The sequence below is a fragment of the Moraxella osloensis genome, assembly GCF_001553955.1.
GTDB lineage: Bacteria > Pseudomonadota > Gammaproteobacteria > Pseudomonadales > Moraxellaceae > Faucicola > Faucicola osloensis.
Map to the genome: position 1 here is coordinate 2,012,712 of NZ_CP014234.1, position 25,246 is coordinate 2,037,957.

A 25,246-nucleotide genomic window follows, 5' to 3' on the forward strand; every position below is an offset into this window, starting at 1 on the left:
GCTTTTTTTGGCTACGTTATAGTGCTAGGTTATAGAACTAGAACAATATTTTATAACCCACAGCATAAATACAGGAATAACCATGGCAATTCAAACAGTCGCGTACGATTTAAAAGGCATTCATGACCCTGCAGGCTATGAGGAAGTCATGAAAGCTTTAACCACCATCGGCGGGGTGCAGGCAGTACATCTTGAGCCTGAAAATCATCGCGTGATTGTCAGCTTTGATGATACACAGACGTCAGTTTTTGCCTTCAAAGCTGCGCTGACCAATGTGGACTATATCACCGAGCCGTTCCCGATTGAAGCACCTGCCAACCCTGCCAACAATCGCACTTTAGCGGGTGATTTGGCAAAAGATGGTAGACTTTCCTAAATCGCTTGTTCAGTGGCTACGCTCGATGTGGCAAGCGTGCTTGGTCACTGAACCATCTTGTACGCCATCTTGTAAGCCCTCTAGAATACTACAGGTAGGCGAGCCATCTCCCAAACAACTATCATGCCATCCTTGCAGGGTGGTTTTCATTGATTGTAACCGCTGTATTTTATCGCTTAGTTCATCGATGTGATTGCGGGTTAATGCTTTGACTTGGGCATTGCTACGCTGCTTGTTGTCTTGTAGAGCCAATAACGCTTCAATTTGCGCTAACGAAAATCCCACATCACGGGCATGTTTGATAAATTTTAGACGCTGTAATTGGGTATCGCTAAAGACACGGTAACCACTGTCCGTGCGCTGGATGGTCTGTAATAAACCGAGTTTTTCGTACTCACGAATTTGTCTAGGTGATAACTCAGTCAATTTAGCGACTTCATTAATATTCATTTTTTGCTTGACCTTGACCTAATGTTAAGGTTTATAGTAATACCACAGTGTGATAAATCAATATTTTTTTTTAAAGAACGTAAAAAAGGAGCGTAGTATGACAACCCAAACCATCACCTTAAATATCCAAGGCATGACTTGTGGCGGCTGCGTCAAAAGCGTAACCAATGCCCTCAATCAAGTGGCAGGGGTGCAATCTGTCGATGTCAGCCTTGATCATAACAACGCAACCATCAGCTTTGATGACAGCCAAGTACAACAAAGCACGCTTAAAGAAGCGATTGAAGACGCTGGCTTTGACGTAGTATAACGACGCCACGCAAAGACAATGTACAAGACAGACACTATCATGACTACCCAATCGATACACGCGTCAGACAACGCCCATACCGAGCAAATCATTCTTGATATCGATGGCATGACTTGTCAAGCCTGTGCCAGCCGCATCGAAAAAGTGCTCAATAAAAAGCCTGCGATAGTGCAAGCCAATGTCAACTATGCCAATGAAGTGGCGCAGGTGCAGTTTGATGCCTCACAAACCAACGCCGAGCAGATTGTAGAATGGGTGAAAAAGACAGGCTATGAGGCAAAAGTACAGCCGCAGAACGCGCTATTTGCGCATGAAGCCCATGAGCAGAAAGTGCCCTACAACTTGATTGCGGTTTGGATTTGCTTGCTGCCTTTTTTGATTGGTATGGCAGGCATGATGATGGGCAGCCACGCGCTGATGCCGCCGCTGTGGCTACAATTTGTGTTGGCAACTATCGTACAGTTTGGCTTGGCGATACCGTTTTATAAAAGTGCGTGGGCGAGTATCAAAGGCGGTCTTGCCAATATGGACGTGCTGGTAGTGCTTGGCACACTGACAATTTGGGCGTATTCGACCTATAGTTGGTTGAGCTATCTGCAAACCACAGCCCAAATGGGACATGATGGGATGGCGCATAGTATGCCCCATGTGTATTTTGAAGCCAGCGTGATGGTGATTGCCTTTGTCAAAATGGGCAAGTACCTAGAAGCCCTTACCAAAAAACATAGCCTAAATAGCATCAATTTGCTATTAGCGCTCACCCCTGAGCAAGTGGAAGTTAAAAACCCCAATCCACAAAGCCAAGATGAGCAGTGGCAAACCCTGCCCCTTGAGCAAGTCACGGCCGGTCAAATTTTACGTGCTAAAGCAGGTACTCGCATTGCCACGGATGGCATCGTCACCGCTGGCGAAGGCTGGTGTGATGAAAGCCATTTGACGGGTGAATCAGTGCCCCTGTCTAAACATATTGGCAGTACGGTGCTGGCAGGTGCCATGGTAGAAAACGGCAGCTTTGAATACCAAGTCACCGCCAAAGGTAGCCAAACACGGCTTGGCGATATGATACAAGCGCTCAACGACGCCCAAGGCAGTAAAGCCCATATCGCCCGTATCGCCGATAAAGTCGCGGGGATTTTTGTGCCGGTGGTGGTTGCCATCGCTTTGTTGACTTTTTTTGCCAATTATTGGTTCTTAGGCGCGTTTGACACGGCACTCATGCGCGCGGTGGCGGTGCTCGTGATTGCTTGCCCCTGTGCATTGGGACTGGCGACGCCGGCAGCCATCATGGCGGGCATGGGTGTGGCAGCACGCTCAGGGGTTTGGTTTAAAGATGCGCAAGCCTTAGAAGCGGCAGGTGCAATTGATACGGTAGTATTCGATAAGACAGGCACCATCACCCAAGGTAAACCCCAATTATCTGCATCGTACCTGATAGATGACAATCTAAAGCTGTTTAACTTAGATAAAGCAGCTCTGCTGCAGCTCGTTGCCAGTGTCGAACGTCATGCGAACCACCCGCTTGCGACCACGCTAGTGAAGTATGCCAAATCCTACACTAAGCAAACTGATACGCCTCAAAGTCCAGCAGCATTTACCATAAGCCATGTAGAGACAGTGCTCGGGCAGGGGATACAGGCACAGGTAGCCACGATTGGGCGGGTGAAAATCGGCACGCCAAGTTTTGCCAATCTTCAGTTACCTGCAGCGATTATCCAAGCCAATCCTGTTTGGCAGATTGCCAGTCAAGTGGCGGTAAGTATCAATGACACCCCTGTGGCAGCCTTTGCGCTAGCCGATGAGCTCAAACCAGACAGTGTTAAGGTGATTGCGTCGCTGCAAGCCCATCATCTAGATGTGATAGTGATGAGTGGTGACAAGCAGTCGGTAGTTGACTTTATCGCCCAACAAGTCAAAGCAAACCAAGCCTTTGGTGAGCTGTCACCCCGTGATAAAGCGCAAAAAATTGATAGCCTACAACAACAAGGTAAAAAAGTAGCAATGGTGGGCGATGGGGTGAATGATGCCCCCGCGATGGCAACAGCGACCGTAAGTTTTGCGGTAGAAGGCGCAACCGATATTGCCAAGCATAGCGCCACGGCAAGGCTGATGGGCGAGTCGCTCAAACATGTCGATTATGCGGTCACAATTGCCCGCGCAACCCTGCGTAATATCAAGCAAAACCTATTTTTTGCGTTTATCTATAACTGTCTTGGTATACCGTTAGCAGCATTTGGGCTACTCAATCCGATGATTGCGGCAGCGGCGATGGCGCTGAGCTCGATTTCTGTACTACTCAATGCCTTGCGACTCACCCGCATGAAGGTTATTTCCTAACGGCTTATGGTTATTTTGACAACCTATTGAGGCTGATTTTACTTGGCTAAGTATGACTATGCATGACCTATAGGCGATAGTGATAAGCTGCTAAAACCTGTTAAAATATGCTATGATAAACCCACCCCATTTGTATTTTAACAATCCCATTGTTGATTGTGACAGCCAAGGAAAATACCATGTACGCTGAAGAAACCACCACCAATAACCAAATCAAAGATATCATTGCCCGCGAAATTTTGGACTCACGCGGCAACCCAACCATTGAAGCCGATGTGATTTTAGCGGATGGTACTATCGGTCGTGCAGCAGCACCATCGGGGGCATCGACAGGTTCACGTGAAGCGCTTGAGCTGCGTGATGGTGACGCATCACGCTATCTCGGTAAAGGGGTCAAAAAAGCCGTTGCCAACGTCAACAGTGAAATTCGTTCATCGCTGGTTGATATGGACGTATCCAAACAACAAGACATTGACAACAAATTATTAGCGCTTGATGGCACAGAAAACAAAGAAAAATTGGGCGCCAATGCGACTTTAGCAGTATCTTTAGCAGTAGCCCGTGCCGCCGCACAATCACAAAAACTGCCACTTCATCAGTACATTGCCAACCTACGTGGGCAAACATCACTATCGATGCCGGTGCCGATGATGAACATCCTAAACGGCGGTGCCCACGCGGACAACACCGTTGATATCCAAGAGTTTATGATTGAGCCTGTTAATTTTACCAGCTTTAGTGAAGCGTTGCGTGCGGGTACAGAAGTGTTCCACAGCCTAAAATCTGTGCTAAAAAAACAAGGCTTGAACACCGCGGTCGGTGATGAAGGCGGTTTTGCACCAAACTTACGCTCAAACGAAGAAGCGATTACTGTCATCATGCAAGCCATTGAGCAAGCAGGGTATACCGCAGGTAAAGACATTTACTTAGCGCTTGATTGTGCCGCATCAGAGTTCTACCATAAAAATGAGCAAGGGAACGGTCAATACGTACTTGAAGGCGAAGGCAATAAAGCCTTTAGTTCAGAAGGTTTTGCGGATTATTTAGCAGGTCTTGTGAGCCAATACCCAATTATCTCGATTGAAGATGGTCTAGATGAAAGCGATTGGGACGGCTGGGCGTACTTAACCCAAAAATTGGGCGACAAAGTACAGCTCGTGGGTGACGATTTGTTTGTGACCAACCCAAAAATCCTACAAGAAGGTATCGACAAACACATTGCCAATGCGATTTTGATTAAATTTAACCAAATCGGCACGTTATCAGAAACCTTAGACGCCATTTATCTAGCGAAGAAAAATGGCTATGCCACCGTCATCTCACACCGCTCAGGTGAGACTGAAGACAGCACCATCGCCGACTTAGCCGTGGGGACGGCTGCAGGTCAAATCAAAACAGGCTCACTGTGCCGTTCTGACCGTGTTGCCAAATACAACCAACTACTTCGTATCGAGCAGATGGTCACCGCAAGCTACCACGGTGCTGACGAGTTTATCGGTTTACGCAACCCAAAAGCCTAACTTTAAAAGCTTAAATATTAAAGCTTGATAAAGCATTGAAGTGATAAAAACCTTAACCCATGACATTGAATTTGCTACAATGCGTGGGGTAAGGTTTTTTTATGCCAAAAGTTTTTATTATTGAGTGCTGTCATGATTTATTTGCGTCAACTGTTTATGATTATTTTTGCGGTGATTGTGTTGGTATGTCTACAATACCAGTATTGGTTTGGCACCAATGGTCGTGGCGATTTGGCAGCGTTAAATAAACAAATCAGCGAACAGCAATCTATCAATAGTGATCAGCAAAAAGCCAATGAAGTATTGCTTGCCGATGTCAAAGACTTAAAAAACGGACTTGAAGCGGTGGAAGAACACGCTCGCTCTGATTTAGGTTTAATCAAACAAGGCGAAACCTTTGTGCAAATGTCGACCGCTAGCAGTGTGTACAGTACCGATGTCATCGCACCAACGGTCCACAACACCGCCACCCCTCAACCATAAAAGCATACAAACTACCAAAGTTATATTTGTCTCAATTTTTACTATCAACTGTTTACTTTACTGTTAAAAAGACGCCATGTCAGAGCTTAACGCGATAGCCACCAATTTATCTAACAACCTTACGATTGACACCGTGGTCGTCGCTGCAGGGGTTGGCAAACGCTTTGGTAGTCAAATGCCAAAACAGTACACCCATATTGGCAGTCAGACGGTGCTACAACACAGCATAGCGGCGCTAAGCAAAGTCCAGCAGCTAAACAATTGCTATTTGGTAATTTCTGAAGAAGATACGATTGCCAAAACCCTTAACTTTAGCATGCCAATCGAATGGGTGATAGGTGGCAAAGAGCGAATGAATTCGGTGTTTAACGCCGTGCAAACGATTTGGCAACAATATCAAAATCCGTTGAGTAATAAGACCTTCAATGACCACGCCTTCAATGACAAAGCCTTCAGTGATAAGGATAGTCATCATGCGTATGATAATCATTGGGTGCTGATTCATGATGCTGCGCGTCCTTGTGTCAATCCAAGCGATATAGAAAAATTGATCACGCAGACCACGCAGCAATTTTTGCAACAGTCGCCTCAACAGTCACAGCAACAGCAAGAGTCGGCGGGTGGCTTATTAGCAGTACCGGTGCGCGATACGGTCAAACAAATCATCCATGCACAAGACCAAGTGTTGTCACAAGAAACGCTTGATCGCAGTCAGTTGTGGCTAGCACAAACCCCGCAGATTTTTCCATTGGCAACACTGTATGATTATCTGACCCAAGCCATTAAGCAAACGATTGCGTTTACCGATGAAGCCAGTTTATTTGAGCATTTTGGCAAACAGCCGTTATTGGTGGAAGGCAGTCATAGCAATATCAAACTGACTTTTCCAGAGGATTTGCAGTTTGCGCAGGTGTATTTGGCAAAACCTTAGCAAAAATGGCTTGGTAACAAATTGAGGTTACAGCTAAAAAGCGCATAAGAAAAGAAGTGCATAACAAAAAAAGCGCACGAGCAAAAAAAGGCAAAGAGAATTTATAAAGCTACAAAAACAAAAAAGCCATACTAAATTAGCATGGCTTTTTAACTGTATTTTTTAGCGTTAACACTAAAAAAATTGGCGTCCCCACGGGGATTCGAACCCCGGTTACCGCCGTGAAAGGGCGATGTCCTAGGCCTCTAGACGATGGGGACACTAGCACGCTTAAGCTTATAGCGTGACCTCGACCGCTTTCACCGTTAATGTCGAAGTGGAGCGTATAATATATATTTTTATTTTTGCCGTCAACTGTTTTTTATGTATTTTTTTATATTTTTAACAATTAGCCCATCATACGTTGACCCATGATACTTGGTAAAGCGGCATGAAAAGCGCATTAGCCAACTAATGCGCTTAATTACAGTGTTTTCTAAAAAGTGTTGTCTAAAAATTTCACACCGTGCTTATGAGTGATTTTTCTGATGCGACTTAGGTGTTGTATGAGCACGCGTCGTATGAGATTGCGGCGGCAGCTTAGCGGCTTTATTTTTTAAGTGATAGCGAATCCAAAAATGGGTTACGATGCTAATCACAATCGATAAACTGATAAAACCTAAAATGGTCATCCAGATTTGACTATCTACTTGCATACTTGATCCTTGTGAGACAATCTAAGTTAACGCTGATTATCGATGCGCTGGCTATCAATACTTTGATTAGCTCCCATTGTTTGATTACGAATCGCATCATCGCGCTGTTTTTTCTTGAGTCGGAACGTTAGCCATAAATATGTTAATATGCCTAAGATTACGGCAGCAATCATATACATAATAATAGTAGTCCAAATACTGTTATCTACGCCCATGAAAGAGTCCTTTTTATTATTGTTAGCATTAGTGTAACAGGTTTTAACAGCTATTTTACGTCATTCACGTAATGATGTGTGGTAGCGATGTTACTGGCTATTTTCAAACACTGTAATAAGCGTCTACAAAAGTACTTTTTTTCACTTTTTCATATTTTTACGTTAAGATAATTGTCTAAAAAACGCTTTGGCAACTGACACGGTTGCAGCAAGGAAAATAATTATGAAAGTAGTCATCAGTGACGGCATCGAATACGCCCTAAATCTTAATTATCGTACCATCGATATTGAATCGACCGACTATACCAATATTGCAGCAATTGTGGTCACGATGACAGACTTGCCTCGTGTGTATCAAGATATTGAAGATTTGGGGTTTGCTATTCCGATATTTGTGGCGATTGAATATGGTGATGTAGTGCCTGATGAATGGCTACCCAATGTGTATGGTGTGCTAGAGCTGGCAGATGATCAAAAGTTTTATAACGGACAATTGGTCAATGCGGCGGCGGCGGATTACATCGCCACGCTCGATCCGCCTTTTTTCCAAGCCTTGATGGACTACACCGACTATGGCAATGCGGCGTTTGACTGTCCTGGGCACCAAGGCGGACAGTTTTTTCGTAAGCATCCTTCGGGCAGACGCTTTTATTTATACTTTGGGGAAACGCTGTTTCGTGCCGATTCCTGTAATGCCGATGTCCGTCTTGGCGATTTGCTAATTCATGAAGGCCCAGCGTTTGAGGCACAAGCGCATGCGGCGAAAGTGTTTAATGCGGATAAAACCTACTTTGTGCTCAACGGTACCTCCTCTTCCAATAAAATCGCGATTGGTGCGTTAGTGGCGCATGGTGATTTGGTGCTGTTTGACCGTAACAATCACAAATCTGTGTACCAAGGTGCCTTAACCATGGCAGGTGGTACGCCTGTGTATTTAGAGACCGACCGCAATGCGTATGGTTTGATTGGCGGCATTCCTGCCCATTGTTTTGAGGAAGCCGAAATCCGTGAGCGTATTCGTGAGGTTGCGCCCGATAAAGCGGATGATGCCCGCCCATTTCGCTTGGCGGTAATTCAGCTGGGCACGTATGATGGCACTATCTATAACGCCCGCCAAGTGGTGGATCGCATCGGGCATCTGTGTGACTATATTTTGTTTGACAGTGCATGGGTGGGTTATGAGCAGTTTATCCCGATGATGCGTGATTGCTCGCCATTGCTACTTGAGCTGGGTGAAAATGATCCAGGAATTTTGGTGACCCAATCGGTACACAAGCAACAAGCGGGCTTTTCTCAAGCCTCACAAATCCATAAAAAAGATAACCATATCAGTGGGCAAGCCCGTTATGTCAATCATAAACGCTTTAACAACTCTTTTATGATGCACGTATCGACTTCGCCGTTTTACCCGTTGTTTGCCTCACTTGATGTCAATGCCAAAATGCATGAAGGTAAAGCCGGTCAGCGCATGTGGCATGAGTGTGTCATCGGCGGTATCGAAGCACGTAAAATGCTGCTAGACACTTGTACCATGATTTTGCCGTTTGTTCCGCCGACAGTAGATGGGCAAGCTTGGCAAAACTACGATACCGAAACCATTGCCCATGATATTCGTTTCTTCCGCTTTGAGGCAGGGGCGCGTTGGCATGATTTTCAGCATTATGCCGATGACCAATACTTTATTGACCCCTGTAAATTGCTACTGACCACGCCCGGTATTGATATGCAGACCGGTGAGTATGAAGCGACAGGGATTCCTGCCGCAATTTTGGCGCATTATCTGCGTGAAAGCTCAGTCATTCCAGAAAAAGCCGATTTAAACTCGATTTTATTCTTACTGACGCCTGCCGAAACCTTGGCAAAATTCCAGCACTTGGTCGCCCGTATCGTCCGTTTTGAAAAGCACATCCGCGAAAATAGCCCCGTCACCCAAGTGTTGCCGACACTGGCTAAGGCATACCCGCAGTACCGCAAACTGACCATCAATGAACTGTGCCAACTGATGCATAACTTCTATGCCAAGCATCAGCTGAACAAACGACAAAAACAAATGTTTGAGCGCGAACATCGCCCCAAGGTTGCTATAAGCGCGTTTGATGCCCATAACGCCTTTATCCGTAATGATGTCGAGCTGGTATCGCTGCATGACATCAAAGGCAGAATCGCCATGGAAGGGGCGCTACCGTATCCACCAGGAGTGTACTGTATTGTACCTGGCGAAGTGTGGGATGGGGCGGTGCTCGACTACTTCTTGGCACTGCAAGAAGGGGTTAATCGCTTGCCAGGCTTTGAGCCAGAAGTGCAGGGCGTGTACTGGGAGTATGACGACCAAGGTAAAAAGGTTGCCTATGCTTATGTGTTAAAACAGTCTCACTAAATTTGATTGACGGTTTTTGATTCATAGGCTTTCTCGGTGAAGTCTATATTTGGCGCGTTTGCAGCAGTAACCAATGGCGCAAAAATTGGTCTGTGTAGGTGGGTGCGATGTTATCTAATTAAATGATAATCATTATTATTTACATTCTCAATCTATTATTGGATAATGACGGCTCAATTTTTTAAGAGGCAGTCAAACAATGACAATGAAAGATTTGCGTATCTACATGAGGCTTGGGCACCGCTATGTTGGATTCTTTATGGTTGGCATTATGCTGGTCTATTCGCTAAGTGGCATGTTGCTGGTATTTCGCGACACTGATTTTTTAAAATCTTCAAAAACTGTCAAGCAAGTCGTGGCAACCAATCTTGATGAGAAAAATTTAGCCAAAACCCTAAAAATGAAAAACATCGATTTTAGGGAGCAGCAGGGTGATATACAGCTTTTTAAAGACGGACAGTACAATGTTAAAACCGGTGAGGTGACTTATACCAGCAAAAAGCTGCCTGTGGTATTAGATAAAATGGTGAATTTTCATAAAGCCCCGTCAAAGGGCAGTATGGGCGGATTGAATACATTATTTGGGTTGTCGTTACTATTTTTTGTGCTATCGAGTTTGTTTTTATTCACCCCAAGTTCCAAAATCTTTAAACGTGGTTTGGCGTTTGTTGCCGTTGGGGTGGTGTTGTCGGTGATTTTGTTGATGTTGTAAATTATCCTAACAAAAAGTTTTTCAGCAGCGTTTTGGCGCCTTCGGTGGCGAAGGATTCTGGGTGATATTGCACCCCTTGAATCGGATAGTCACGGTGGCGAATACCCATGATTTCATCGCCTGCTAGGCTGGCATCTTTGAGGTTTTTATCACTATGTTGCTCACTAGATACCAGGCTGGTCACTACCAAACACTCGGGGAGTGAGGCGGCATCGACCATCAGTGAATGATAACGCATGATGTCAAGCTGCTGTGGCAAACCTTGATACACGCCTTGACCATCATGACGAATCGGTGACGTTTTGCCATGCATGGGCACATTGGCGCGCACCACTTGACCACCAAAAAAATGCGCAATGCCTTGCATGCCAAGACACACGCCTAGCAGCGGTGTGGTTTTGCCAAGCTCAGTAATGACGTCACCACACACACCAAAATAAGCAGGGTCATCGGGCGAACCTGGACCAGGCGAGATGATAATGCGGTCAGGATTCATGGCTTGGATATCCGCTAAGCTAATCTCATTATTGCGTTTGACAACCACGTTAAAAGGTTGATTGTCTGCGGCTAAAATCTCACCAATATATTGGTATAAGTTAAAGGTAAAAGAATCGTAGTTATCAATAATTAACACTTGCATAGTCAACTCTAAAAATAGGTTTGGCGGTAGTTCTAAATGTTTAAAATACTGCTATATATCTTGCTATCATGCCAATCTATCATCACTCTTGTCTGTCTTAAGCTATCGTTATGATTAAAAACTAGCTTACGACACTGGCGCAAAATTGGACAGTACAACTTTCATCGCAGACAGTTTTCGCACAATTTCTTCATACTCATCTTCAGGATTGGAGTCATACACATTGCCACCGCAAGTTTGCGCATACGCTTTTTCGCCATTGATAAACAGCGAGCGAATCGGAATAGCAAAAATACAATCCCCATTAAAACAAAACTGACCGAGTGCGCCACCGTAAGCGCCGCGGCCATCGGGCTCTAGTGTATTTATAATTTTCATTGCTTCAATTTTGGGTGCGCCTGATAGCGTACCTGCGGGAAAATTACTGGCAAGCGCGGTGAACATATCATGATTAGGGTCAAGAATACCGACGATTTCACTGGAGATGTGCTGGACATGTGAAAAGCGCTTGATATCCATTAAGTTACGCACTTTTACCGTCCCAAAGCGTGCCACCCGCCCGATATCATTACGATGTAAGTCCACCAACATATTATGTTCGGCGATTTCTTTGCGGTCATTGAGCAAGGCGCGCGCTAATTGGCGATCTTCGGTCTCATCCTTGCCGCGCTTGGTGGTGCCCGCCAGTGGGAAGGTCTCCATCTCACCATTGCGCAATCGGAACAACAACTCAGGCGATGCGCCGATGATTTTTTGGGCGCCAAATTTGACATAGTACATATGCGGTGACGGGTTGACTTCGCGCAGTTTACTATAAATTGGCATAGTATCGCCTTGGATGCGATAATGCGACTTGAAACCCACTTCACACTGGAAAATCAGCCCAGCTTTAATGTCTTCTTTGACTTTCATCACCGCTGCCGCATGTTGCTCGCGGTTCATCCCATCGCCCAAGTGCTCAGCAGTCGGCTGCGTATAGTCAGGCGAAATAGCATTCAATAATGACTTGATTTCGTCAATACGATTGCTTTGGTGGTCGGTATCGTAATAATAATAAAAAATTTCACCGGTCATCTTATCAAGGCTTAACCCATCTAAGTACACCCCGAATTTGAACGGCTCGAAATCATCACTGGTTTGAATATTCAGGGTCGGCTCAAAAAAATTGACACTATCAAATCCCAAAAAACCGACCAATCCGCCGGTATGGCTACGTGAAATCACATGCTGTGGGGTGATTTCGCGCAGTAGTTGGTAAGGATTGTCACAGGTATAATCCGTGCTTTCCCCCGTGCGATTGTTGGTGATAGTCAAAGTATGGCGGTCTTTTGCCAACACTGTCATCGCAGGGTCAAAGCCGATGGCATGATGACGTGAAATATAGCTTTCTTCGCCCAACGATTCCAGTAAAAAACAAGTAGCGTATTTGGCTTCGATGCGTTTAAAGAGTTCAAAAAAATCAATGTCTTGTGCAAGTTTAATCAGGCTTGGTTTGCTGGCAAGGGCGATTTTGGGCGGTTTGGCGTGTGTAGTCATCATGGTGTCTTAAATTTATAGTGTCCTAAATTTACATTATCTTAAATTTATAGCGGCTTAAATTTACCCTATCTTAAATTTTAATCAATGTTTCAGTGTTCTAGTATGATGATACATTGTAATCAGATTAACCCCTGCTTGCAACTCTTTTATGGCATGCCAGTTATTTTCTCACGGATTTTCATCGCCCTTCTAATCACCCCAAAGTATGCTACTGTGATGGGCTTATTTGCGCTTGAAGCCATTATCACAAATTTATAGGTTCAAATGACTCAGATTTGGCAATAATTGGTTGATATCGTGTTGACCATATGCTTTGGCGCCCCGTGATACGGTTGCGATGCCCACCCCCAAGCGCTCCGCAATTTCGCGTTGTGGTAGCGCTTGCTGAAACAAGGCAAAAATTTGAATACGATTGGCGATTTCTTTTTGTTCTTTTTCAGTCAGTAGCGCTGCCAAAATTTCGCGGATAAAGTCACTATCATCGGTTTGGCTCAGTAGCTCAACCAAATAATCATAGGCGGGTAGGAATGATGGCGAAGTGTGCGGCATAGTAGGTTTTTTTTGAGTAAGAGATAACAAGTAAAGCATTTCAGTGTTCTAGTATAGTGATACATTTTACGAAGTTTAGCAAGTGAACTCAATCGATTTTTATCCCTTTAGAAAACTGAAGAAGTGCGATAACTGGTTACGTTTGATTACAAAAGCGCAAATAACTGTATATTTAATCAAAGCTTAGTCGACACAAAGTCGCTTTAGCGAGGTTATAGAATGTGGTTATAATAAAATTGCTTAGTTAAAAATCTAACTGAGTTTATTAATTATGAACAATGACTATCAATCATAATTTTTATAACCGCGCCGTTGTCTTTGTTTATTGTGTAGCAGCCTTAATGGGCAATTAAGAATGGGCAGTTAAGGTCAATGTCAAAAGGTAGCAGCGCGGTTTAAAGAGTTAGCTAACGCTAATGTTATTCAATACTAATCTTATGCAAAATAGGGCACTTCATTATGACAAACAACGCTAAGAACAACAGTGAATTTTTGAAAAATATGGCTTTTAAAAAGGTCGATCACCAACCACAGCGGGCGGATTATCAATCTAATCAACCTGGCAGTTCGATGCCTTTTAGCGATGCCCGTGGTAACTATCAGCGTAATATCGGTTTTGATACCGGGCGTTTTAAAGACAGTAAAGTCTATATCGTCGGCGGCGGTATTGGCGGGTTGGCAGCGGCGTATTATTTTATCCGAGATGCCCATATCCCAGGCGAGAACATTACCTTTTTAGAAGAATTAGCGGTGCAAGGCGGCTCACTTGATGGCGCTGGTAATGCCAAAGACGGTTATATCATGCGCGGCGGTCGTGAGATGATTACCACCTACGAGAATTTTTGGGATATGTTCCAAGATATACCTGCGCTAGAGCTACCAGATCCTTATTCAGTGCTTGATGAATACCGCCTGATCAATGACAATGACCCCAACTATTCTAAAGCACGGTTGATTCATAACAAAGGCGACATCAAAGATTTTCACAAGTTTAATCTCAACAAAGCCGACCAACTTGCCATCGTCCGTTTATTACTAAAAAATCAAGATGAACTCGATAATCTCACCATTGAAGATTACTTTAGCCAGAGTTTTTTGGACAGTAATTTTTGGACGCTATGGCGTAGTATGTTTGCTTTTGAAAATTGGCACAGCTTACTTGAGTGCAAGCTTTACATGCACCGGTTTTTGGAAGCCTTAGATGGCATCAAAGATATGTCGACCCTGTTATTTGCCAAATACAACCAATACGACAGCTTTGTGGTACCTGCGCAAAAATTTTTAATCAATAAAGGCGTCAAACTACAAAGTGACACGTTAGTGACAGCGGTTGATTTTGAGCAGCAAGGCGACAAAAAAATCGTTAAAGGGCTGACAACCACCCAACAAGGTCAACAAGTCCATATCCCTGTACGGGACAATGATTTTGTGATTATTACCACAGGGTCAATGACGGAAGATACGCGCTATGGCACCAGTGACACTGCGCCTGATATCCATCTAACTGATGATGAAATGGGAAAAACGAAAGGCTGGGTACTATGGAATGACCTTGCCAAACAATCCGCTGTGTTTGGTCGTCCAGAGAAATTTAACCGTCATGTACCCAAATCTGCCTGGATGTCAGCAACCTTAACTTGCAAAGACTCGGCGTTTTTACGCAAAATCAGCGAAAAATATTCTGTCAATCCGCCGCTATCAGGCAAAACAGTCACAGGCGGTATTGTTACCATCACTGATTCCAACTGGCTTATGAGCTTTACTATCAACCGCCAACCGCAATTTCCTGACCAACCCAAAGACGTGGTGGTGATATGGGTGTATGGGCTGTTGATGGACAAAAAAGGCAACTATGTGCCAAAAACCATGCCAGAATGTACCGGGCATGAAATTGTGACGGAGCTACTATACCACCTAGATTTGCTCGAGCAAAAAGATGATATTTTAGCCAACACCATCGCCAACACCGCCTATATGCCGTATATCACTTCGATGTTTATGCCACGTGCCAAAGGTGACCGTCCACAAATCGTACCCGAAGGCTGCACCAATTTAGGTCTCATCGGTCAATTTGTTGAGACTAACAACGATGTGGTGTTCACGGTTGAAACTTCGGTACGCTCGGCGCGGGTCGCGGTGTACACGCTAACAGATTGTAATAAGCAAGTGCCTGATATCGTGCCAACCCAATACGATATTCGCAACATGCTCCGCTCTGCCAGTACACTCAACGATGACCAAGGCTTCATCGGCGAAGGTATACTACGCCGAGTGCTCGCCAATACCTATTATGAGCACATCTTGCCACCCGTCGCCAAAAAAGCGCCCAAAGACAGCTCGTTGATGCAGACCCTTGCCGAGCAATTTGAAGTAGTCAAAGCCTTTTGGCATAAAGAAGGGCAAAAAGATGAGCAAAAAGCGCAGGATAAAAAATAAGCTTTGATAAACATTTGTCATTAAAATGCAAAATCCTCCTGCCGTCAGGGGGATTTTTTATCAGCAAAATTTCCTTTGCGCCTAAAAACCCTATTTCGTAAAACGGTGGTTTCAAGTATATTAAAGGTAAAGTCACACATCATAAGGAATAAGTGATGAAACTATATACCATGAATTTCCCCCCAAATCCTCGCAAGGTCGACTTATTGTTAAAAGTCAAAGAACTTGATATCAATGATATTCATAATTTACAAGTCATCAACGTGGATATTGGCAAAAATGAGCAAAACTCACCGGAGTTTTTGGCGGTCAATCCACTGGGACTGTTGCCTGTATTAGTGCTTGATGATGGCACTGTGCTTAACGATTCACATGCCATTTGTGAGTATCTGGATAGTCGACTTGCAGGCAATGGTAAGCAAGTGATGGGCTCAGACCCTATACAGCGCGCCAAAATTACCGCGATGTCACGCAATGCGGAGTTTCACGTGCTGTATAACATGATGCTGGCTTTCCAGCATGGGCATCCATCTCGCGCGTCGGTGGGCAACCAAGTGCCTGGTATGGCAGAAGAGAGCATCAACCGCGTCAAAAAAGCATTGCCGTACTTTGACGAGCTATTATCGAGTCACAAATACTTGCTCGGTGATCGACTCACCTTCGCTGATATCGTGTTGTATGTTGGCTTGGATTTTGGGCGAGTGATGAAGTTTAATCCCAAAGATGCCAGTGTGGTGGGTGACCATGTGGCACGTTTTTATGCGCAAATGAGTGAGCGTTTTGGTAAAAAATAACGGTTGTTGATATAAAAAAGGGCAAGGTAAATGCCCTTTTTTTATCTGTAGTGGTTATTCATTGCTTTTATCCACCGTGTCTATTTACTGCTTTTATGCCTAGGTTGTGTTGAACATTTAATATACAAAAGGACATAATGAGGAAATTTTGATAAAAAAATAGCGAAACAGTAAACTTTAAGCTCTGACCCAAAAAGAAGACTGTTCGCTATGCCTCGTCTTATGCTAAATAATCAACACTGGAAGAAGCTAAAACCCATTCTACAAGAAATTGGCATCTATGACTATGCTAATTTAAGAAAGACCGTAGAAGGGATCTTATATAAAATGCGAACAGGCATACCGTGGCGGGACTTACCCAGATATTTTGGAAAGACCAACACAATATTTAAAGCCTTTAACCGATGGTCACAAAGTAATAAGCTCATCAAATTGTTTGAAAAGATGATTAACTTTCCAGACATGGAGTGGCTGTTTATCGATGCAACTTATATTAAAGCTCATCAGCACAGTAGTAGTGGTGACATGAAAGAGCAAGGCATTGATAAAAGTGTCGCAGGTAATACCAGTAAAATTCATTTGGCGGTTGATGCACATGGCAATCCCATTCGTTTCATCATTACCGATGGCGTAACCCACGATGTTAAAGCAGCACCTGACTTGATTGATACGTTAGATTTAAGTGATGTTGTGGTACTTGCTGCTGATAAAGGCTATGACTCTCAGTGCTTTCGTGAGAAAGTTGAAGAGAGTCAAACCATAGCTAATATTCCAAGAAAGCGTAACACTAAACTATCAAATGAACATATGGATTGGCATTTATACAAGTCTCGTCATTTGGTTGAAAATGCTTTTTGCCGTATTAAGCATTATCGGGGTATTGCGACAAGGTATGAGAAGCTTAAACGCAATTATGAGAATTTGGTCGCTCTAGCCTTTGCTTATCATTGGCTGAAGCTTTGAATGTTCAACAGAACCTAGTTTTTTTCAATAGCGCTAGGGTTGTCATCCTGACTGATTGTTAGCCATTAATGCACTGATGCCCTCATATAGGGTGTCATTGACCGGGGTGTCAATGCCATGCTTATCACCCAATTCACGAATCGTCCCTGCAAACAGATCAAGCTCACAGCGTCGCCCTGCTTTTAAATCCTGCCGCATCGATGGCATGCCTTTGGGATCCAGCGCATCCATAATCGCCAGCCATTTTTTGAAATCTTCCTCAGTTAAGGTTACGCCTTCAGCGTGTGCCACTGCCATCACTTCACGCATGGCGGCTTTGAACATTTCACGCGCTTCACCCGCTTGTTGCACGGTATCAAAGGTGCCTTGATACAATGCCACGGTTTGATTGACGCCGGTATTTAACATCAATTTGCCCCACAGCTGGCGCGGCATGTCATCGCTCACTGAATGCGGGAAATTGACTTGATTAAAGAGGGCATCGACTTGTTGCACGCGTGCGCGTTCAGCGTTATCAGTTGTCATCGCGCCAATGACCAATTGTCCATGATCGCGATAAATCAGTTGGCTAGCATTTTCCCCATTTTTTTCATGCGGCTCATTTTTCATGGCATCCATTTGCTGCGCCACACAATACACAATGCGCTCGTCACCAAAGGCGTTTGCCAATACTTTTTCGCTGGCGATACCGTTTAGGGCAGAAACAATCAGCGTATTGGCGCCAAGTTGACTTTTGATGAGCGGTAATACCTCATGTAACTGATAAAATTTGGTACACACCATCACCAAATCGGCAGGACTTAGGTTTGAATGAGGGCTTTCATTTGGTGTGACATAGTTGAGTGTTAATGGCTCGCCATTCACCAATAAACCTTGCTGTTGGTAGCGGTTGACACGGTCAGTATCGGCGACGATACGCAAGTTCTCAAAAGGCATGTTTGGGGCTAATATACTGGCAAATAACGCCCCTAATGAGCCAAATCCAACAATGGCAATAATCGGTGAATCGTTCATCTTTTTTCCTGTTATTTTGCGACATTGATTAGAGTTGTGATAAAGTTTAGCAGATTTTTGCACGTATTTTAAAAAAGGAATCACAATGAAATTATTAAAAATGGCTGTGTTCATGGGTTGTTTATGGGCTGCCTATGAAAAATAAGCAACAAACTTTGCAAGAGCTAATGCCAGCGTTTGAGCAAAAGTTAGAAAAAATAGTTCAGCCTAATCAAAAAACCACCAAAAAAGCTAATAGCAAAATTGGTAAAAAATAATGACATTACCAAACATCGATAACGCGTCATTTTCATTAAAAGGCGCATATTTTGTCACAGGTACCGACACAGAAATCGGTAAAACCACCACCACCGCGCAACTGGTCAAGAATATAGCTCAGCAAGGCAAAAGTGTATATGCTATCAAGCCCGTTACGGCAGGCATGGAAACCGATGACAACGGTCAAACATATAGCGATGATGCAAGGCGCATCAATCAATTTGCCAATGTCAAACCACCGCTGTCTGTCATTGCGCCTATCCAGCTAGCGACGCCTTGCTCACCGCATATCGCCGCGCAGCTTGATAACGTGACACTCACCAAAACCCAATTAGTCGATACCATCCATAAGTCCATCGCAGCCTATCCTGCCGATGTGATTTTGGTTGAAGGGGCAGGCGGCTGGTTTACCCCTATTAATGAGCAAGAAACGCTTGCTGATGTGGCAGCCGCGCTCAAATGCCCTGTCATCCTGGTCGTCGGTATCAAGCTTGGCAGCCTTAATCACGCCATGCTAACCCTACAAGCAATTTGGCAAGCAGGGCTAAAAGTCGCTTTGGTTGTTTTTAACCAATTACAGACCGACACGCCTTTTGTCGATGCGCAAATTGACTGGTTAAGTCAGCAAATTTTACGCAAGTATCCTGGGCATCAAAACAAGCCACCCTTGATGGTCAAACAAGGCGTTTTAACCCATTAAATTTTTATCCAATCACATTGCATTTTGGCATAAGTTATGGTATAAATAGCGGCTTTAAATTTACTAGCGATTTTTTGACGCTTGCTTAAAATGGTTTTGATTGACGCAAGTCAAGTGACTAGCCGTGAGTAGCTAATTTTAAGTGCGCCGCCAAAAGATTAATTATTGATTCAAACTGAGATACTCAACACTAGAATCGTTGAAACCCTAGCTTTTTTTAGCTTCAATGATATGCGAGATGTGCGAGTATCAGTTGTGACAGGCATGAGCAGCCCTCATGCACACCGATTAGGAGTAAGCCATGTCTCGAGTATGCCAAGTGACTGGAAAACGCCCAGCGGTAGGTAACAATGTTTCTCACGCAAACAACAAAACCCGCCGTCGTTTTCTACCAAATCTACACACCCATCGTTTTTGGGTAGAGAGCGAAAACCGCTTTGTTAAGCTTCGCTTGACTACCAAAGGTATGCGTATCATTGATAAAGTTGGTATTGACCAAGTTTTAACTGATATGCGTGCTCGTGGCGAAAAAATCTAATTTTTGCCTTTTCATATTCTTAGGGAGCAATTGCGATGCGTGATAAAATCAAATTAGTTTCAACTGCAGGTACGGGTTATTTTTACACCACGACCAAAAATAAACGTACCATGCCAAACAAAATGGAAATCAAAAAATTTGATCCAGTGGTACGTCAACATGTTGTATTCAAAGAAGCTAAAATCAAATAATTGACTGACACAGTCTATTTGACGCGCTATTTGATAAAAAAGTGGGTAACTCAGGTTAACCCACTTTTTTATGTCCAAAAGTTTTATGTGCAAAAATTATAAAATCGCTAAAAAATTGGCAGAAAATATCAATTGTTCCTAATCGCTACCGCGATGGATGGTAAGACGAGTGGCAAGGCATCTTGGCAGCTAAAACAGCCGAAACGGTCTACGTTATTTGTGCAGTTGGTGGCTACTTAAGGTATGGGCATCGCTAGTAGCACTGGCGGCAGTCGATGGCGCTATCACAACCGCAGGTAAGGGTTTAAGACTGTTTTCAAATTCTGGCAATATCGCTTTAATAGCATCACCCATCACCAATTGTGGCTCAGACGGTTCAAACCCCATCATTTTTTCCCGTTCAGCAATGCGTTTACTGGCGGCTTCAAACGCAGGTTGAAAACGGCGAAGCTTGGGTAAGCTTTCAGCAAAAAATGCTTGTCCAAAGTAAGTATATTCGGCTTCATTAGAACAGCCAAACGATGATTTGTTCGCCGCTGAGGCAGTAATCACAAGTGTCTCTGGCGATTTTAACTCATTGATAAATGAGCCAGAATAACAGGCTGATATCACAATGACGCGCCATTTAATGCCAGATTTATCCAATGATTGGCGTAGCCATTTGGCATCGACATTATCGAGCGCTAGCGGTGGGTTGGACATCTCAATCACCTTATCACCCCCATGCGAGGTCAAGGTCAAAAATAGCACGTCTTCATTGACATCCATTTTTTTGGCGATACTTTGCAAAGCGCGTTCAATACTGGTTTTACTAGCAATCGGTAGCGCAGACAGGGTATTGGCGTTGTTAATGAGTTCTACCGAGCGTCCTGCTGTGCCAAATTGATGGTCAAAGTAATCTTTGGTCAGCTCAATTTCTGACCGGAAAACATCTTGCTCGCCATGACCTGCGACACCCATAAAGTACCAATCATGTATAGCCGGGCGTTGCGGCTGCACGTTATTTAGCATATCAGCCAGAAGCTCAGGCTGCGCATAAAATGCCGCTTCAGTGACCACGGGTTCGACGGGGTCAGATTGAAAAATCGGCTCAGATTGCACGTTTTTTTGCCACACACTGAGTACGGCAAACGCACCCAGCATAATCAGGACACGCTCAATCCATGACCAGCGTAATTGATTGCCAAAAATCCACAGCAGCGATAATGACTGCCAGACAAACGCCAATACAAACACAATACCAATCGTATCAAACGTCCATTCAGGTAGCCAGCCCAAGTCTGATATAAACTGAATCAAGCTTTGCACTAGCATCATAAAGGTGTCAGCACACAGCCACAAAATCGCCGGCACAAAAATCAGCATGGCATTAAAATGCCGTTTGGCAAGAATCAATCCCGCCACCAACATCACCATCGGCCACACCAAATAACTAATCAGCCCTTGTGGATTAAAATGGGTGGCATCTTCAGCAACGAGCCACGAAAACAGCAAATTACTCGCCAGTGCCGTCAATCCAAACAACAAAAACTGCCATACGGTGGGCTTGACCCAATAAAACGCGCGTTTTGAACCTATTAGCATGTGACCCGTGGCACGGATATTGGCGATGACGTTATGAGAGAAACGTTTGAGCGGGGTTAAATCAAGATCGGTAAGAGAAGTTGGCAAAATATCCACACTGTTGAAAGGCTGATTCTAAATCGGTAGGAGAGTAGCCATAAAATGATAATACAAAATAGCGATGGGGTGTTAACAACTTTATCAATCATTCGTGTTTAGAATCTTAACTATCAACGTCAGCAAAACATACGCCTAAAAAATTAATTTATCTAAAATAGTGAATAAATGAATAAAATTTTCTATTAATGTAGAATTATGAAATTATTTATCATAAAAATAGGTTATATGATATAATAAAATATATGGTATGATGGTATTATAGGCTATTTTACTGGGTTTAAATGTGGTATGTTTCATAAATAAAAAATGGTATCAAAAAGAGTTTTAGACGGATGATAGTATTTAACCAATTTAAAAAATTTTTGGCACACGATATGGCGGCGGGTATCGTGTTGGCGTTTGCCGCTGTATTGGCGATGGTGGTAGCAAACTCTCCGATGAGTGACATATACGAGCACTTTTTGCATCTGGCTATTTCGATAAAAATCGGCTCATTTAGTATTGACTATCATTTATTACATTGGATCAACGATGGCTTGATGGTGGTGTTTTTCTTTTTAGTAGGGCTTGAGCTCAAGCGCGAAATGCTAGTGGGCGAACTATCAGACGTCAAAAAAGTCGTCTTGCCTGCGATTGCTGCGGTCGGTGGTATGATGGTACCTGCGATTTTTTATGCCGCATTTAATTATCAGCATGCAGATTTGATGAAAGGTTGGGCGATTCCGGCGGCGACAGATATCGCGTTTGCCTTAGGTGTGCTGACTTTACTGGGCAATCGCGTGCCCGCCGCGCTCAAAGTATTTTTGGCATCGATTGCTATTTTTGATGATATTGGTGCGATTATCATTATTGCGTTATTTTACTCATCGGGGCTGTCCATGGCGGCACTGGCTTGGGTGGGGGTATGTTTGGTGATATTGTGGCTCATGAATCGCTTTAACGTCACGCGCACCACCGCTTATATAATGATTGGCGTTTTGCTTTGGGCAGCGATGCTCAAGTCGGGCATACATGCGACGCTTGCCGGTGTGCTGCTTGCGCTATTTATCCCAATGACAGACAACAAGCACCCTGAGCATTCACCGCTTGAATCGATTGAACATGATTTGCAAGACACAGTCAGTTTTATTATTTTACCGATTTTTGCGTTTGCCAATGCGGGCATTTATCTCGGTGGTACGGGGATATCCTCGCTGTTTCACACAGTACCGCTTGGCATTGCCCTGGGGCTGCTACTGGGCAAGCCGATTGGGGTGATGTTATTTAGTTGGCTTGGCGTCAAGTTTGGGTTAGCCAGCTTGCCTAGCAATGTTGATTGGCGGCAAGTATTTGGTGTGGCGATTTTATGTGGCATTGGCTTTACCATGAGTTTGTTTATTGGTGGGCTTGCCTTTGCAGGGCTTGAAGTCAAGCCATTTGACGAGCGGCTCGGCATTATTTTAGGCTCATTACTCGCAGGTATATTGGGGTATTTTTACCTGAAGAAAGTCTTACCAACCCAAGCACTGACACAGCAAGTGAGTAACCCTGATGACCATACCTATATTCGCTAAACTATTTACCCAAGGGCATTGTAACGATAAATAAAATGTACAAATGATAGCAACGAATATTGCTATCATTTTTTTATCCCAATAATTTTGTGGTCAATGATAAGGAAAACACCATGCTAACTAACAAGATAAAGGGTAAAAAAGCCGCATGGTTGGGCGGGGGTGTGGCAATAATTGGTGTATTGGCAAGTTGCGCCGGCGTGGCGTACCAATCGCTGCAAAATGGTAAATTAAGCGATATCAAAGAAAGCATTGAGAGTGTGCCCAAAAAAACGGTGACCCTAAAAGGCACATTTACCCAAAGCTTAGAGCAATCTGAATTTAATGACGGTACCACCAAATACCATGTATTTGACCCAAACAACCTGTTAGCCGAGTATGCCAAAGCGCAAGGTCAAACGGGCGTGTCGATTAGTTTACCTGTCTGTATTGAAGGGCGAGTGACTGAAAAAGGACGTTACGGACATTTAGGAAAATATCCGTATGAGCTGTGGGTGGATAAAATTTGCCAATCCTAGACCAGTCCTAGATAAGCAGCTTGCCTAACCATCCTTCATTGACGATCGGGATCAATTTCAACCAAATCAATGGGCTGGGTATGCAGCGAACCGTCTTGAATCGCGGTTTGGAGCGGATACTTGATGCGATCTTCGGCGATGATTTGTCGCGACACATGTTGAATCAACTGACGTAACCAACGATGCGCAGGGTGATGCTGTAATAGTGGCGACCATGCCATCGTCAATTCAAACTCTGGAATAAAAAATGGCGGCTCTTTAATCACGATATCATCATTATTCGCCTGCATGCGCGCCACCCGAGTCGGCAGCGTAGCAATTAAATCTTTATTAGCGGTGAGCATCGCAGGCATCTGATAATGACGGGTAAAGACACTGATTTGACGTTTCTGACCGAGGCGTTGCAGCGCCGCATCAATCGAGCCAAGTCCGCCAGATTTTTCGGGATTCACCCCAAAACCTACACCCATCCCTGTTTTAGAGACCCAAACGTGCTGAGCTTTAAGATAATTTTTTAGGTTAAAGCGATTGACATACGGACTATCAGCCGACAACAAACAACTAAAAGTATCACGCCAAATCAGCACTTGGTGAAAGCTTTGCGGTACCTCGTTAAAACGATTAATCGCCAAATCAACCCGACCTTGTTCCATATCTCGATAGGAGACATCTGAAGGCGTTAAGAAGTCCAAAATCACGTTTGGGGCTTCACTGCGCAGCGCTTTAACTAGCCTAGGCACCAGTGTCGCTTCGGCATAATCTGACGTCATAATCCGAAACACACGACTTGAGGTATAAGGACGAAACTCAGTACGCGGCTCTAATAGCTGGGTCAAATCCGCTAACAATTCGCGTACGCGCGGCTGTAATTCAAGCGCCCGCTCCGTCGGCGTCATGCCTTCAGATGAGCGAATCAACAAGGGATCATTAAACAACTTACGCAAACGACGTAAAATATTACTCATGGCGGGCTGGGTAATGCCGAGTTGCTCAGAGGCTCTGGTGACGTTTTTTTCTCGAAGTAACACATCAAGATGCACCAAAAGGTTCAAATCCACACGTTGTAAATCCATAAATTATTGTTTGTCTAGTTAAAAGTTAAGAAAAAAAGGCTAAAAGAGAAAGTTTTAACAGGGCTAAAACCTAGCAATAAAACTTAAGTTATTGATTATATTATACTATATTTTAGATAAATACTAAAGATACGAATCATTAAATAGCTAAATTATGAATTAAAGGGTATAGTGCATTCATTCCATTATTTAAGCCAACTTAAAGCTTTATTAGTGCCAAAATAGAATTCTTAATTTTAACAGACTATTTAATATCACTGTAAGAAATATCACGTATTTTGTTAAAAAAATTGTTAGGCTATTTGGCTATTTCGCTTGTTTCTTAAACATTATTTCTATTTTCGGTGTTTAACGCTCACTAAATATTGGCTTATTTAAGACTTTTGCTATTATC

At 43.9% G+C, this 25,246-nt stretch carries 26 protein-coding genes and 1 tRNA gene; 17 read left to right on the forward strand and 10 right to left on the reverse strand.

Annotated features, from left to right (window positions below; genetic code table 11):
* Positions 1-82 precede the first annotated feature (82 nt).
* Complete coding sequence (locus AXE82_RS08860; RefSeq protein WP_007116109.1) at positions 83-376, forward strand: heavy-metal-associated domain-containing protein; 294 nt, start codon at positions 83-85, stop codon at positions 374-376.
* Positions 377-385: 9 nt separating this feature from the next.
* Here AXE82_RS08860 and AXE82_RS08865 read toward each other — a convergent pair whose 3' ends face one another.
* Positions 386-826, reverse strand: a complete 441-nt coding sequence (locus tag AXE82_RS08865; protein WP_062333779.1) for a MerR family DNA-binding protein — start codon at positions 824-826, stop codon at positions 386-388.
* Between the two features lie 97 nt (positions 827-923).
* On the opposite strand from AXE82_RS08865, the gene AXE82_RS08870 reads away from it, so the two are divergent.
* The 5 genes from AXE82_RS08870 to AXE82_RS08890 all read left to right on the forward strand — a co-directional run bounded on the left by AXE82_RS08870 (position 924) and on the right by AXE82_RS08890 (position 6,404).
* The gene (locus AXE82_RS08870; RefSeq protein ID WP_062333783.1) at positions 924-1,136 is read left to right on the forward strand and encodes a heavy-metal-associated domain-containing protein; all 213 of its coding nucleotides are present in this window, start codon (positions 924-926) and stop codon (positions 1,134-1,136) included.
* A gap of 39 nt (positions 1,137-1,175) precedes the next feature.
* The gene (locus AXE82_RS08875) at positions 1,176-3,470 is read left to right on the forward strand and encodes a heavy metal translocating P-type ATPase (RefSeq protein WP_062333787.1); all 2,295 of its coding nucleotides are present in this window, start codon (positions 1,176-1,178) and stop codon (positions 3,468-3,470) included.
* Positions 3,471-3,649: 179 nt separating this feature from the next.
* Entirely contained in the window at positions 3,650-4,990 is a 1,341-nt protein-coding gene (gene eno, locus AXE82_RS08880; protein ID WP_062333789.1) for a phosphopyruvate hydratase, read from the forward strand.
* A gap of 132 nt (positions 4,991-5,122) precedes the next feature.
* Positions 5,123-5,473: a septum formation initiator family protein gene (locus AXE82_RS08885; protein ID WP_062333792.1), complete on the forward strand. Its 351-nt coding sequence runs from the start codon at positions 5,123-5,125 to the stop codon at positions 5,471-5,473.
* A 76-nt stretch (positions 5,474-5,549) separates the two neighbouring features.
* Entirely contained in the window at positions 5,550-6,404 is an 855-nt protein-coding gene (locus AXE82_RS08890) for an IspD/TarI family cytidylyltransferase (protein WP_062333796.1), read from the forward strand.
* A 184-nt stretch (positions 6,405-6,588) separates the two neighbouring features.
* Here the strand turns inward: AXE82_RS08890 and AXE82_RS08895 are convergent.
* The 3 genes from AXE82_RS08895 to AXE82_RS08905 form a co-directional block, all read right to left on the reverse strand.
* A tRNA-Glu gene (locus tag AXE82_RS08895) sits at positions 6,589-6,664 on the reverse strand.
* A gap of 249 nt (positions 6,665-6,913) precedes the next feature.
* Positions 6,914-7,099 carry a hypothetical protein gene (locus AXE82_RS08900; protein ID WP_062333798.1) on the reverse strand — a complete coding sequence of 62 codons (186 nt, stop codon included), beginning with the start codon at positions 7,097-7,099 and terminating at the stop codon, positions 6,914-6,916.
* Between the two features lie 26 nt (positions 7,100-7,125).
* Positions 7,126-7,314 carry a hypothetical protein gene (locus AXE82_RS08905; RefSeq protein ID WP_007116099.1) on the reverse strand — a complete coding sequence of 63 codons (189 nt, stop codon included), beginning with the start codon at positions 7,312-7,314 and terminating at the stop codon, positions 7,126-7,128.
* A 223-nt stretch (positions 7,315-7,537) separates the two neighbouring features.
* Between AXE82_RS08905 and speC the strand changes: the two genes are divergently transcribed.
* Complete coding sequence (gene speC, locus AXE82_RS08910; protein WP_062333801.1) at positions 7,538-9,691, forward strand: ornithine decarboxylase; 2,154 nt, start codon at positions 7,538-7,540, stop codon at positions 9,689-9,691.
* 199 nt (positions 9,692-9,890) lie between these two features.
* Positions 9,891-10,403 (forward strand): hypothetical protein, encoded by a 513-nt coding sequence (locus AXE82_RS08915; protein ID WP_062333804.1) that lies wholly within the window; start codon positions 9,891-9,893, stop codon positions 10,401-10,403.
* Position 10,404: 1 nt separating this feature from the next.
* Here AXE82_RS08915 and AXE82_RS08920 read toward each other — a convergent pair whose 3' ends face one another.
* The 3 genes from AXE82_RS08920 to AXE82_RS08930 form a co-directional block, all read right to left on the reverse strand.
* Positions 10,405-11,043 (reverse strand): anthranilate synthase component II, encoded by a 639-nt coding sequence (locus AXE82_RS08920; protein WP_062333807.1) that lies wholly within the window; start codon positions 11,041-11,043, stop codon positions 10,405-10,407.
* Between the two features lie 126 nt (positions 11,044-11,169).
* Positions 11,170-12,582 carry an anthranilate synthase component I family protein gene (locus tag AXE82_RS08925; protein WP_082741450.1) on the reverse strand — a complete coding sequence of 471 codons (1,413 nt, stop codon included), beginning with the start codon at positions 12,580-12,582 and terminating at the stop codon, positions 11,170-11,172.
* A 252-nt stretch (positions 12,583-12,834) separates the two neighbouring features.
* Entirely contained in the window at positions 12,835-13,131 is a 297-nt protein-coding gene (locus tag AXE82_RS08930) for a Trp family transcriptional regulator (protein ID WP_007116094.1), read from the reverse strand.
* A 459-nt stretch (positions 13,132-13,590) separates the two neighbouring features.
* Between AXE82_RS08930 and AXE82_RS08935 the strand changes: the two genes are divergently transcribed.
* The 3 genes from AXE82_RS08935 (at position 13,591) to AXE82_RS08945 (ending at position 17,324) form a co-directional block, all read left to right on the forward strand.
* The gene (locus tag AXE82_RS08935) at positions 13,591-15,567 is read left to right on the forward strand and encodes an oleate hydratase (RefSeq protein WP_062333814.1); all 1,977 of its coding nucleotides are present in this window, start codon (positions 13,591-13,593) and stop codon (positions 15,565-15,567) included.
* Between the two features lie 155 nt (positions 15,568-15,722).
* Positions 15,723-16,361 carry a glutathione S-transferase family protein gene (locus AXE82_RS08940; protein ID WP_115304599.1) on the forward strand — a complete coding sequence of 213 codons (639 nt, stop codon included), beginning with the start codon at positions 15,723-15,725 and terminating at the stop codon, positions 16,359-16,361.
* Between the two features lie 210 nt (positions 16,362-16,571).
* Positions 16,572-17,324, forward strand: coding sequence for an IS5 family transposase (locus AXE82_RS08945; RefSeq protein ID WP_062333819.1), 753 nt, complete (start codon positions 16,572-16,574; stop codon positions 17,322-17,324).
* Positions 17,325-17,366: 42 nt separating this feature from the next.
* Here the strand turns inward: AXE82_RS08945 and AXE82_RS08950 are convergent, their stop codons facing one another.
* Positions 17,367-18,338 (reverse strand): ketopantoate reductase family protein, encoded by a 972-nt coding sequence (locus AXE82_RS08950; RefSeq protein WP_062334917.1) that lies wholly within the window; start codon positions 18,336-18,338, stop codon positions 17,367-17,369.
* A 134-nt stretch (positions 18,339-18,472) separates the two neighbouring features.
* Between AXE82_RS08950 and AXE82_RS12360 the strand changes: the two genes are divergently transcribed.
* From AXE82_RS12360 to rpmG, 4 genes are all read left to right on the forward strand, one after another.
* Positions 18,473-18,595 carry a hypothetical protein gene (locus AXE82_RS12360; RefSeq protein WP_257721695.1) on the forward strand — a complete coding sequence of 41 codons (123 nt, stop codon included), beginning with the start codon at positions 18,473-18,475 and terminating at the stop codon, positions 18,593-18,595.
* The gene (bioD, locus tag AXE82_RS08955; protein ID WP_062333822.1) at positions 18,595-19,296 is read left to right on the forward strand and encodes a dethiobiotin synthase; all 702 of its coding nucleotides are present in this window, start codon (positions 18,595-18,597) and stop codon (positions 19,294-19,296) included. The genes AXE82_RS12360 and bioD overlap by 1 nt, the downstream gene beginning before the upstream one ends.
* 301 nt (positions 19,297-19,597) lie before the next feature.
* Complete coding sequence (gene rpmB / locus AXE82_RS08960; protein WP_007116088.1) at positions 19,598-19,834, forward strand: 50S ribosomal protein L28; 237 nt, start codon at positions 19,598-19,600, stop codon at positions 19,832-19,834.
* A gap of 35 nt (positions 19,835-19,869) precedes the next feature.
* Positions 19,870-20,025: a 50S ribosomal protein L33 gene (gene rpmG, locus AXE82_RS08965; RefSeq protein ID WP_007116087.1), complete on the forward strand. Its 156-nt coding sequence runs from the start codon at positions 19,870-19,872 to the stop codon at positions 20,023-20,025.
* Positions 20,026-20,238: 213 nt separating this feature from the next.
* Here rpmG and AXE82_RS08970 read toward each other — a convergent pair whose 3' ends face one another.
* Positions 20,239-21,696, reverse strand: a complete 1,458-nt coding sequence (locus AXE82_RS08970) for a C13 family peptidase (RefSeq protein WP_197931429.1) — start codon at positions 21,694-21,696, stop codon at positions 20,239-20,241.
* A gap of 347 nt (positions 21,697-22,043) precedes the next feature.
* Here AXE82_RS08970 and nhaA point away from each other — a divergent pair, with 347 nt between their 5' ends.
* Together nhaA and AXE82_RS08980 are read left to right on the forward strand one after the other, a co-directional pair.
* Positions 22,044-23,261, forward strand: a complete 1,218-nt coding sequence (gene nhaA / locus AXE82_RS08975) for a Na+/H+ antiporter NhaA (RefSeq protein WP_406946766.1) — start codon at positions 22,044-22,046, stop codon at positions 23,259-23,261.
* Positions 23,262-23,374: 113 nt separating this feature from the next.
* A complete protein-coding gene (locus tag AXE82_RS08980; RefSeq protein WP_100269513.1) occupies positions 23,375-23,779 on the forward strand; it encodes a tellurite resistance TerB family protein in 405 nt (134 codons plus the stop codon).
* Between the two features lie 35 nt (positions 23,780-23,814).
* On the opposite strand, the gene AXE82_RS08985 is transcribed toward AXE82_RS08980, so the two are convergent.
* Positions 23,815-24,852 carry a LysR family transcriptional regulator gene (locus AXE82_RS08985; RefSeq protein WP_062333830.1) on the reverse strand — a complete coding sequence of 346 codons (1,038 nt, stop codon included), beginning with the start codon at positions 24,850-24,852 and terminating at the stop codon, positions 23,815-23,817.
* Between the last annotated feature and the right edge of the window lie 394 nt (positions 24,853-25,246).